Annotated in this window: 5 protein-coding genes; 1 reads left to right on the top strand and 4 read right to left on the bottom strand. The window is 63.8% G+C overall.

The genetic code is table 11. The features are described from left to right. Both IG178_RS03910 and IG178_RS03905 read right to left on the bottom strand, forming a co-directional pair. Entirely contained in the window at positions 1–4,554 is a 4,554-nt protein-coding gene (locus IG178_RS03910; RefSeq protein ID WP_193211209.1) for a lamin tail domain-containing protein, read from the bottom strand. Positions 4,555–4,807: 253 nt separating this feature from the next. After that, positions 4,808–5,227 carry a hypothetical protein gene (locus tag IG178_RS03905; protein ID WP_193211208.1) on the bottom strand — a complete coding sequence of 140 codons (420 nt, stop codon included), beginning with the start codon at positions 5,225–5,227 and terminating at the stop codon, positions 4,808–4,810. Positions 5,228–5,377: 150 nt separating this feature from the next. On the opposite strand from IG178_RS03905, the gene IG178_RS03900 reads away from it, so the two are divergent. Then, a complete protein-coding gene (locus IG178_RS03900) occupies positions 5,378–7,672 on the top strand; it encodes a DUF7133 domain-containing protein (protein WP_193211207.1) in 2,295 nt (764 codons plus the stop codon). 101 nt (positions 7,673–7,773) lie between these two features. Here the strand turns inward: IG178_RS03900 and htpG are convergent, their stop codons facing one another. Together htpG and IG178_RS03890 are read right to left on the bottom strand one after the other, a co-directional pair. Next, positions 7,774–9,618 (bottom strand): molecular chaperone HtpG, encoded by a 1,845-nt coding sequence (gene htpG / locus IG178_RS03895; protein ID WP_193211206.1) that lies wholly within the window; start codon positions 9,616–9,618, stop codon positions 7,774–7,776. A 380-nt stretch (positions 9,619–9,998) separates the two neighbouring features. Next, positions 9,999–10,625 (bottom strand): peroxiredoxin, encoded by a 627-nt coding sequence (locus IG178_RS03890; protein WP_193211205.1) that lies wholly within the window; start codon positions 10,623–10,625, stop codon positions 9,999–10,001. Positions 10,626–10,742: the final 117 nt, after the last annotated feature.

The raw sequence follows: 10,742 nt of genomic DNA, 5'->3' as shown, positions 1-10,742 counted from the left end.
TCACGGCGACGACCGGGTCACCTGGAGACGGAAGTAGCGCGACGATTCCCCGGGCTCGACCGGGAACGGGATCGCCAGGATCTCGATCTCTCCATCGTCGGCGATCACCTCGGGGGTTCCCGGGATTTCATCCCAATCGGCCAAGCCCGAGCTCATCTGCGGGACGACCTCCAACCCCGCGAGATCCGCGGCTTTCCGGCGCGCCAGGAGCACCTGCCATTCGCCCCCCCCCGGTCCGGGAACGATGGCCGGCCGGCCGCGTGTCTCCACCTGCCCGTTGTCGGCGGAGGCGGCCGACCACCCGGGCACCCAGGGATCGGTGCCGCAGACGAACTCCAGCGCATTGGCCAGACCGTCTCCGTCGACATCGGCCTCAAGATCGCCGATCAGCGGATCCGTCAATTGCGAGGCATTGAAGTGGGCCATGCGCCAGAGCTCGACCGGCACCGGGTCCGGGTCCGTGGCACCCGGGGAACCGCCGGGGTTGGCACTGGGACGCCAGCCTGCCGGGGTGTTCCAGGATGACAGCGGGGCATTGATATCCGCCGTGACCAACGACCAGCCGGCATGGTCGGTCACCGGATACCAAACGTCGTTGTAGGTGAAATCGAAGAGAATGTCGTCGCTGGCACTGCGCAACCGCAGTTGCTCGCCGTCATTGTCGAGGGACCCTTGGTAGACCCCGTCGATCTGGATCGAGCTGCCGTAGCGGAACTCGAAGGCATCGGGGTCCTTCACGAGCAGCACCACACCACCCGGGGGCAGCACCTTGTTGCCGAAGGTAAAGGTCAGCCCCTTGGTGAAATGGGCTCCGTTGAGATCGACGCCGATGTCGCTGACATTGCGGAACTCGAGGAACTCAAACAGCTCGTTGTCCGTGTATCCCTCGGCAATCTCCTGCGGACTGGGATCCGCCGGATTGTACATGATCTCGGTGACCCGCAGCGGGGTCGAACCCGCCGACACGAACAGCCGCTCGTTGACCGCACTCCAGTTCGACGACTGTTTGACCCGCGCCTTGACGGTGAGCGAGAAGCTGATGGTCACCGCGCCGGAATACTGGACCGCGTCCGGATTCAAGCCCCCGCCCGGCAATCTCGGGTCCGATCCGTCGAGGGTGTAATAGATGCTCCCCCCGCCGTTGGGATTGCTCATCGTCAGCTGGAAGTCTTCCGGCACATCGCCGCCGTTCTGGCTCATCACCGGTGGATCGATCGACGGGTAGTACCCTTCCTCCCGCATCTCGTGGACCAGGATGTCGGCGTTGCTGTCGTTGCCCGTGCCGTTGACCGTGCCACTCAGCATCAGGTTGCGGATCTTGGTCACCTCGCCCTGCCATTCCACATCAGGCCGGCTCGGCGGTTCCTGCATGACGTCACCCCAACGGGCGCATTCGGCGACGATCGGCTTGCGCAGGTGCTCGGCCAGGTCGTCCCAACGCTCGACCGCCCGGCTGGTCTCGAGAGCCCCGCCTTCCGAGACGTGCTTGTAAAGCCGGTCGGCCACCAGCATGAGGAAATCCGGGCTGGCCTTCGCCGCCTGCCAGATCCTCGACAGCGGCGCCGACGAACCCGAATTGTCGAAAGCCGGATGCACCCAGGCGGTCAGGTTCGACTGGTTCCCGGAGCCCCAGGAAGTCTCGCCGTCCCAGGCGAAGAAATACATCGGCCCGGCCGGCGAGTTCCGGTTGGCTCCCCACCAGTTGTTGGTGGGCCAGTCGTTCATCCCGATGTAAAAACTGCAAAGCAGGTAGTCGATGAAGCTGGAGACATCGACGTACTCCTTCAACTCGGTGTAGTTGGCGGGGTTCGCCATGTTCTTGGTCGTCAAGGTCTCGACCAGATAGTCGTAGCGGGCGCTGCTCCCGCTGCCGTGGTTGCCGCTGTGGCTGACACTGAACCAATCGTCCTTGTCACCGCCCAGCACCCCTGCCGCGAGATCCGCATCGGGGCGCTGCACCGCGTTGTAGAGGCCCCAGTAAATGCCGTTGATGAAGAGATGCACGAAGCGGCCGGCCGCGCCGGGATTCCCCATGTCGATGATCGTGTCGCGGTACCACTCGTCCTCGAAATAGGTGCTGCTGGTGGGATTCCAGCTGCGTGCAAAGCTGCGGTTGTTGCCCGCCCGGAGCACGATGTTGTCGACCTCCTTGTTCCCCGCGTCCCCGACCAGCGGCGCGCCGGTGAAGATCGTCGAGTTGAACTTCGACTCCCCGTAGGCGGAGGTGAACGACAGGCGGAGCGACCGCTTCATCCGGTCGTGGCTGTGCCCCTTGATGCTGCAATCCGCCTGCACGTTGAGGGATGGATCCTCCGGATTGATGAATTCCACCGAGGCGGGCTTCTCCAGGTCGTCCTTGCGGTAGAAGCCGCCGGTCCCGCTGGAGCTCCACATGTCCGATTGGTTCACCACAAGCGACAGGGTCGGAATCGAGGTCATGCCGTCGATCAGGTCGTCGTGGTAGTCCGGGTCGTCGACGATCTCCGGGTCCATCTCGTAGTCGTGGTCCCGGTAGAGACCGTTGGCGACACTGATGGAAGGTTCGGGCCATCCCGGGATGCTCGCGGGCTGCCCGATGATGTCGGGGAGGTGCAGGAAGGTCCGGGTCTCCGGCCGCAGGGTGGTCCAGCCGCTCAGATAGGCGGCCGCCCGCACGGTGGTGGTGGTGGTGACGGGAATCGGACCGGTGTAGAGGATCCCGCTGGTTGCGGTCGGCTCGGTCCCGTCGAGGGTGTAGCGGATCTCCGCCCCCACGTCGTCGCTGGACGAGAGAACCAGCGAGAAGGAACTGCTGAAGTAACCCCGGTCGCGACTGAAGGTCACGTCGTGCAGGATCCCGTAATTGCTGCTCACGTTGGCAGCCCCGGGGGTCGGCTGGGTGTAGAATTCCTCCTTCGAGAGGACCGCTGCGCCTGCCACCAGGTTCGGCATCACGAGGAAATCGGCACTACCGGCCGAGGTGTTGAAGCCCTGGATGGCCAGCGTGTTCGGGACATTCGCCATTAACAAGCCGAGGTGGCTGCTGATATCGATCGTCTCCACGACCAATCCGTCCGACGACGCCGTGGCGGTCGAGTTCCACGACACCGACGCCGGGACATTCTTGCGGGCGACCTCGACCCCGTTGAGCCAGGCGACATAGCCATCGTCGCAATTCATCTTGAGTCGCAGCGACGAGATCGCCCCCACTTCGTCCGGCGTGAAATTGAAGCGCATGAGGGCGGAGGTCGCGTTACCCTTCATCTCCGCCTCGACGTCGAGGCCAATCAGGCCGGCGTAAGGCGCCGGGGGCACGAAATCCTTCAGCGCATAATCGATGCAGGCATCGAAAAGCGCCAGCCCGTCGGCATTCAGGTCGGCGAGCCCGTCGTCGTTGAGGAAGATGTGAATGCGGACGTCCGCGGCCGGCGTGCCCCCGCGCAACTGCATGCCCTTGTCGATCGTCAGGATGGCGGGGCTCCCGTTGCTCGCGGTTGCGACGACCACGCCGCCGGGAGCGATGCTCGCGGAGCCCGCGGTGTTGAAGCTGATCGGCGAGCCGGTGACCGTGAGCGGCCCGGCCGGAAACGAAGCCCCGATCTGATGCGCTGCCCCGGTCGATGTGATGGTGATTTCCGTCTGGGAGTTCAGGTTCGAGCCCGCGGTGCTGAAATTAAAATCGTCCGTCAACGAGCGGTCCCAGTTGATCAGCGGCACCGCGACATTGCGGAGCTTGGTATTCACCAGGCTGGAATTCACCGTGGAGGACACCAGCACCAGGTCCATGCCGTCGGCACTGGATGCCTCGACGTCGGCATCATCGACCACCGTGACCTGATGCCCGTGCACCGATTGCAGACGGTTGATCACTCCTTGGTCGCCGGAAGAAGTCGATCCGCCGCTTCCCAGGTCCACCACGAACAAGACCTTGGCGGAGGAGGAAACCGGGGGATTGGTATCGTAGCCGACGCCGGAGTGACCGTTGCTCCATTCAAGTCCGGGAACGAACCCGGGAAGCTTCCAGCCCGACGGCTCCGGCCCCGTGCCGACCATCACCTCGACCGGCGAGTCTTTGCCGATCAAGTCCACCTCGGTCCCCGGCACCGGTGTGACTCCGTAAGAAACGTCGGACAGCTGCTGCGGGAACTGCGGGGAGTACTCCCAGGCGATCGTCACCCCGTCAGGCTTCACCAGGGCCAGGTATTCGCCACCGGCACTCAGCTTGAAATTGGTGTGCAGCGGGCTGCCCGTGTTCTTCAAATTTCGATCGGAAGCGAAGACCACGAGATATCCGTTGGCGGGCAGGGTGACCGCCGGGAACCTCCACTTCTTCAGGTCCGAGGTCGAGTCGGTCAGATACCAGTTCTGCAGACTGGCAGACGATGACCCGGGGTTGTGAATCTCGATCCAATCCTCGTGCATGCCGAATTGGTCGGTGAGCCCCGTGCCATTGGACGCGAGGAATTCACTGACGATCGGACCGTCGGAGTACACGCCGCCCCCCCGCACATTGCCAAGTGTCAGGATCGCGAACGCAATGACGGCTGCGCAGTGGCGCACCAGGGAGGAATTCATCAGGGGGGATTGGCGGAAGCCGGGTGCAGGCAACCCGCGGTCCATCCACATGGACTGACAGATTGACTTGCCCGGACTCAGGGGGTGCCGCGACCCGCCCTGGCTTGGCTTCGGAAAAAGATCAAACGCAAGTTGGGGGAGGCGCCAAGTAAACGGGGGGTGGACGGGCGCGACACTAACTCAGTGCCAGCCGCAATCAATCCCAATTCCGCCCCTGGAATACTTGTCACAGTGGCGGTGCAAAATGCAGGGATCACTCGTCTTCCCGCTCCTCGCCGACTTTCTCCAAGCGCTCGCCGGCCCGCTTGAGGAATCGCCCGGTCGCATCGGCCGCCGTCCGCAGGCCTTGCTCGGTCTTCTCGCCGGCGGTCCGCACCGCGTCACCGGTCTTCTCGCCGGCAGTCTTGAGACCTTTCCCCGTCGCATCAATCGCCCGGTCGAGATGCTCTCCAGGGGTCGCCGGCTCGTCCGCGGTGGTTTCGTCAACCGCTTCTCCCACTTCCTGCGCCATCTCCTCGGCCACCTCCGTGGCTTCTTCCGCGACCTCTTCCGCCATCGGCTCGGCGTGCACCTCGACCGCCGCCTCCGGCACCTCCACCGCTTTCGGTGCCTTGGCCTCGTCATCGCGGCTGCAGGCCGCCAACAGCAGGAGGGGGAAAATGCAACGTTTCATCGCCCGACAATCTACACGGCGCCGAGGTCTTGGCCAGCTCACGATCCAACATCCGGCAAATCGTCCTCAGCCGCCGCGCTGTCATACAAATTTTGACATTCCCCGCCTGCTGTCGAAAACTCGGGGACCAGATTCCGTATGAAGCCGCCCATGCGCCCGCACTTCCTCGCCGCCGTCCTCCTCGGCACGCTCCCGGTCCCCGCCCAGCAGGGCGACCGGGACGGCCACGACAACATGGCTCCCGTCGTTCCCGAGAGCGAAATCCCGCCCTCGCCGGTCCTGTCGGTCGAGGATGCCTTGAAGTCCTTCGAGATCGCGCCCGGGTTCGTCATCGAACCGGTCGCCACCGAACCGATGGTCGAAAAGCCGGTCTGCCTCGACTTCGATCCCGCCGGCCGGATCTGGGTCTGCGAAATGCGCGGCTACATGCCCGACATCGACGGCAAGGGCGAGAACATCCCCGAAGGCCGGATCAGCGTGCTGGAAGACAGCGACGGCGACGGCAAAACCGACAAGAAGACCGTCTTCCTCGACAAGGTGCTGCTGCCCCGCGCGGTGACCGTCTTCGAAGACGGCATCCTGTTCCTCGACGAGCACCGCCTCTGCTGGGTCAAGCGCGACGGCCTCAAGCCGGCCGGAGAGATCGAGGTGATCGACGGCAAGTTCAACGGCGGCGGAAACGTCGAGCACAAGCCGAACGGCCTGTTGCCCGGCCTCGACAACTGGCTCTACCTCGCCAAGTCCGACAAGCGCCTGCGCCGCATCGACGGCAAGTGGATCATCGAGCCGACCGCCTTCCGCGGCCAGTGGGGCATCGCCCGGGACGACTGGGGGCGGCTCTACCACAATCACAACTCGGCCTTTCTGTTCGGCGAAAGCCTCGCCCCGAACCTGCTCACCGCGAATCCCGCGGTGAAGCCGAAGTACAACGACACCGCCGCCCTCGGCAACAACCGCACCTGGCCGATCCGCGTCACGCCCGCCGTCAACCGCGCCTACATGGACCGCAAGAACGGCTACAAGGAGCAGACGCTCGACCCGAAGACCCACAAGCTGATCAACACCACCGCCTCCGCCGGGATGACGGTTTACCGCGGCACCAACTTCCCGAAGGACTGGTACGGCACCGGGTTCACCTGCGAGTCGGTTGCCAACCTCGTCAAGGCGATCGAGATCGAGGAAAAGGACGGCAAGCTCAGCGGCCGCCACCGTCTCGGCGAAAAGGAATTCCTCGCCTCCACCGACGAGCGCTTCCGGCCGGTCAACGCCTACACAGCTCCCGACGGCTCGCTCTACGTCGTCGACATGTATCACGGCATCATCCAGCACAAGACCTACCAGACCAGCTACCTGCGCGAGCAGCACCTCGCCCGCGGGCTCGACAAGCCCGCGTTCGGCCACGGCCGGATCTACCGGGTCCGTAGTAAATCCGGCAAGATCGAGCCGAAGGTTGATATCGCAGCGCTGCAGGGACTCGACCTCGTCAAGATGCTGATGCATCCCAACGCCTGGCACCGCGAGACCGCCCAGCGGGTCCTGGTCGACCGCAAGGATGCCGCGACCGTGCCCTTCCTCGCCAAGCTCGCCGCCAACGGTGATCCGGTCGCCCGCGTTCACGCCTTCTGGACGCTCGAAGGCATGGGCGAGCTCAAGGCAGACCATCTTGTCGCACCGCTGAAAGACAAGAACCCGAAAGTCCAGTCGTCCGCACTGTGGGCGTGCACCCGGCTTGCCCCGGCCGAACTTTCCAAACTGGACAAGGGACTGGTCGCCCTCAAGCCCGCCGCACCGGAGGCCGCACCTTACCTCGCCCGCGTCCTGGGCTCCATCGGTACTCCGGACGCACTCGACGCGCTGGCCAAACTCATGAAGGACGAGTCCAAGGCCCGCTTCATCCGTGAGGCCGCAATCTCCGGGCTGCACGGCCACGAAGCCGATTTCAAGCCCCTCGCCGACGCCAAGGACAAGGGCTTCATCGCCTGGCTCGACCAGGGTGCCAAGGACGCCGCCACCAAGGGTCCGCAAGGTCCGTCACTGAAGGGCGATCAGCTCGCCTCCTGGGAGCGGGGCAAGGCTTTGTTCGCCGGGGAAGCGGTTTGTTTCAGCTGCCACGGCCCGGACGGTTCCGGCGTCCAGGCCCTCGGCCCACCGCTCGACGGCTCGGAGTGGGTCACCGGCAAGCCCGAGGTGCTGATCAAGATCATGCTCCACGGCATGACCGGCCCGGTCACGGTCGCGGGCGAAACCTACACCACCACCGCCGACATGCCGGCGCTCGGCATGAACCCGATGTTCACCGACCAGAAGCTCGCCGACATCGCCACCTATGTGCGCAACGAGTGGAGCAACAAGGCACCCGCCGTTGCGCCGAAGCTGGTCAAGGAACTGCGGGAGTCCACCAAGGACCGCAGCGGCCGCCCGTGGACGGCCGGCGAGCTGAAGTAGCGCAACTTTGCAAGTTGCGTACGGGCGCGGCGGAGCTTGCCGGAAAGCCCTCCGCCCACCCTTTCATTTCAGCCGACTTCCGCTCGACTTGGAGAATTGAGCTACCCCATCGCCTTCTCCATCAGCGCGTTCATGCGCTTGACGGTGTCGCGGGCATCGTCGAGCAGGCCGGCCGAAATCAGCGCGTTGTCGAGCAACTGGCTGGCGACCAGCTTCGCGAGTTCCGGATCCTTGTCCTTGGCTTCGGCCAGCTTCTTGACCAGCGGATGGCGCGGGTTGATCTCCAGCTCGACCTTCACCTCGTCCTCGAAGTTCTCGTCCATCGCCTTCATCATCCGCCGCATCTGCGGAGTCATCCCGTCCTGCGGGACGAGGGCGATGATCGGGCTGTCGACCAGCCGCTTGCCGCTGGCCACCGTGGTCACCCGCTCGCCGAGGTTATCCTTGAGGAAGGCGCAGAGTTGTTCGGTCTCCTCGGCACCCAGCGCATCGCCTTCGGCCTCGTTGTCCTCCAGCTCCACGCCGGCATGGCTGATCGAAACCAGCTTTTTGCCGTCGAACTCGCCGAGCGATTCGATGACGTACTCGTCGATCGCGTCGGTGAAGTAGACAACCTCCAGCCCGCGGGCCTTGAAGGCCTCGACGTAGGGGCTGCTCTCAAGCTGGGTGCGGCTCGGGCCGACCAGGAAGTAGATCTTGTCCTGGCCGTCCTTGGCGCGGGCCAGGTAGTCGGCGAAGCCGGACAGCTTGCCGTCCTCGGTCATCGACGACTCGAAGCGCAGCAGCTTCGCGAGCGCGTCGCGGTTCGGGTAATCGGTGGCGACGCCCTCCTTGAAGAAGCGTTCGAACTTGCGGTAGAACGCCTGGAACTTCTCCGGGTCGGCTTCCGCCTCCTTCTCGAACATCTTGATCACCCGCTTGCTGATCACGCTGCCCAGCTTCCGCACAAGCGCGCTGTCCTGCATGGTCTCGCGGGAGATGTTCAGCGGGATGTCGGCGCTGTCGATCACGCCCTTCAGGAAGCGCATCCACTCGGGCAGAAGGCCTTTCGGCGACGGGTCGATCAGGACCTTCTTGCAGTAGAGGGCGACCGCCGGCTCGGTCTTCTGCATGCCCAGGCGCTCCATGTTCTCGTCGGGCACGAAGATCAGAGCGTTGATCGCGATCGGCGCGTCGGCGGCGAAGTGCAGGCGGTAGGCCGGGTCGTTGTAGGCGTGGCAGGCGAATTCGTAGAAGGCCTTGTACTCCTCCTCGGTGACGTCGGACTTGTTCTTCAACCACAGCGCCTCGACCTGGTTGATGCGCTCGCCGTTGAGCAGGATCGGGAAGCCGACAAAGTTGCTGTAGCGCTCGATCAGGTGCTTCACCCGCGCCTCGTCGGAAAACTCCTCGTGCTCCTCCTTCAGTTTCAGCACGATCTTCACGCCGCGCTGGAGGTCCTTGTCCTCCTCGATCGAGTAGCCGCTGGTGCCATCGCTGGTCCAGACCAGGTCCTCGCCGTTTTCACGCCAGCTGCGGGTGTGAACCTGAACCTCGGAAGCGACCATGAAGGCGGAGTAGAAACCGACGCCGAACTGGCCGATCATGTTGGCCGGCGAGTTGCCGCTCTCCTTCATCGCGGTGAGGAACGCCTTGGTGCCGGAATGGGCGATGGTGCCGAGGTTCTCGACCAGCTCGCCGCGGGTCATGCCGATGCCGTGGTCGGCGATCGTCAGGGTCTTCGCCTCCTTGTCGGTGGTGATGTGGATCTCCAGCGGCAGCTCGGCATCGTGGATGTCCTTTTCGGTGCCCTGGAGATGGCGGAGTTTCTCCATCGAGTCCGAGGCGTTCGAGATCAGCTCGCGGAGGAAGATCTCGCGATCGGTGTAGAGGGAGTGGACAACCAGATCGAGCAGCTGCTTGATCTCGGCCTGGAAGGAATGCGTTTCGAGGGTGGCTTCGCTCATGGGAGTGGAAAAAGGTTCGGGCGGCGAAAATAGCGATCAATTTCCCGCTGTCAAAGGGTGAGCGGGGCAGAAGATTTTGGACCGGGATGGATAGGATGGATGGGATCGGAGTCTGTGTCGGTTTTGGATCATCTACATGTTGCTGGCTTTATATTTAACCACAGATGAGAGGGATCTACTCCGATAGCAGCCGGAAGCCGTGGCTACCCGGATTCTTCCAATCCGCGTTCATCCTGTTCATCTGCGGTTGATCGGGTTTTTCAGAACCATCAGCAACTCCCCACAGCCTCCGATCCCATCCATCCTATCCATCCCGGTCCCAAGAAACAAAAAGGGCGTGACCGGAAAATCCCGGCCACGCCCTGGAAATCAGATCGACCTCAGTTCGACAGGTAGTCGCTCACGCCGTCGTGGTCGGGCTTCATCGCCTTGTCGCCGCGGCTCCAGTCCATCGGGCAGACCTCGCCGTTGGTCTCGAAGTGCTGCAAGGCGTCCACCACCCGCAGCGCCTCGCGGATCGAGCGGCCGAGCGGCATGTCGTTGACCACCTGGTGGCGGACGATGCCCTCCTTGTCGATCAGGAACAGGCCGCGGTAGGCGACCAGCTCGCCGTTGACGACCAGGGTCCCGTCCTCGTCGAAACCGTAGTCACCGGCCAGCACGTCGTAGGCGTCGGCGATGGTCTTGTTGACGTCGGCCACCAGCGGGTACTTCACCCCCTCGATGCCACCCTTCGATTTCGGCGTCTGCAGCCAGGCCCAGTGGGAGAATTCCGAATCGGTCGAGCAGCCGACCACCGCGACGTCGCGGGACTCGAACTCGCCGAGTTCTTCCTGGAAGCGGTGCAGCTCGGTCGGGCAGACGAAGGTGAAATCCTTCGGGTAGAAGAAGAAGATCACGTATTTCTTGCCGAGGAACTGATCGAGCGAGAAATCTTCGACGATGGTCTCGCCCATGACGGCCTTGGCGCGGAACGACGGTGCTTTTTTACCTACGAGTACGGACATGGTGGGTCGTGTTGGGAAATCGCCGCGGGCCGTAACCCTGCCCCGCGAGCCGGACAACCCTTTTCGGGGAAGATTTGCCGGCAACCGGACACGTGACGGCCCCACCGCTTCCCCTTG

The organism is Neoluteolibacter marinus, assembly GCF_014904755.1.
Classification (GTDB): domain Bacteria; phylum Verrucomicrobiota; class Verrucomicrobiia; order Verrucomicrobiales; family Akkermansiaceae; genus Haloferula; species Haloferula marina.
Note: the sequence above shows the minus strand (reverse complement) of the source record. Positions and strands in the feature narration are given on the sequence as shown.

Excerpts from the sequence above, each read along its gene's own strand:
- IG178_RS03910 (WP_193211209.1), bottom strand. The coding sequence starts at position 4,554 with ATGAATTCCTCCCTGGTGCGCCACTGCGCAGCCGTCATTGCGTTCGCG.
- IG178_RS03905 (WP_193211208.1), bottom strand. The coding sequence starts at position 5,227 with ATGAAACGTTGCATTTTCCCCCTCCTGCTGTTGGCGGCCTGCAGCCGC.
- IG178_RS03900 (WP_193211207.1), top strand. The coding sequence starts at position 5,378 with ATGCGCCCGCACTTCCTCGCCGCCGTCCTCCTCGGCACGCTCCCGGTC.
- htpG (WP_193211206.1), bottom strand. The coding sequence starts at position 9,618 with ATGAGCGAAGCCACCCTCGAAACGCATTCCTTCCAGGCCGAGATCAAG.
- IG178_RS03890 (WP_193211205.1), bottom strand. The coding sequence starts at position 10,625 with ATGTCCGTACTCGTAGGTAAAAAAGCACCGTCGTTCCGCGCCAAGGCC.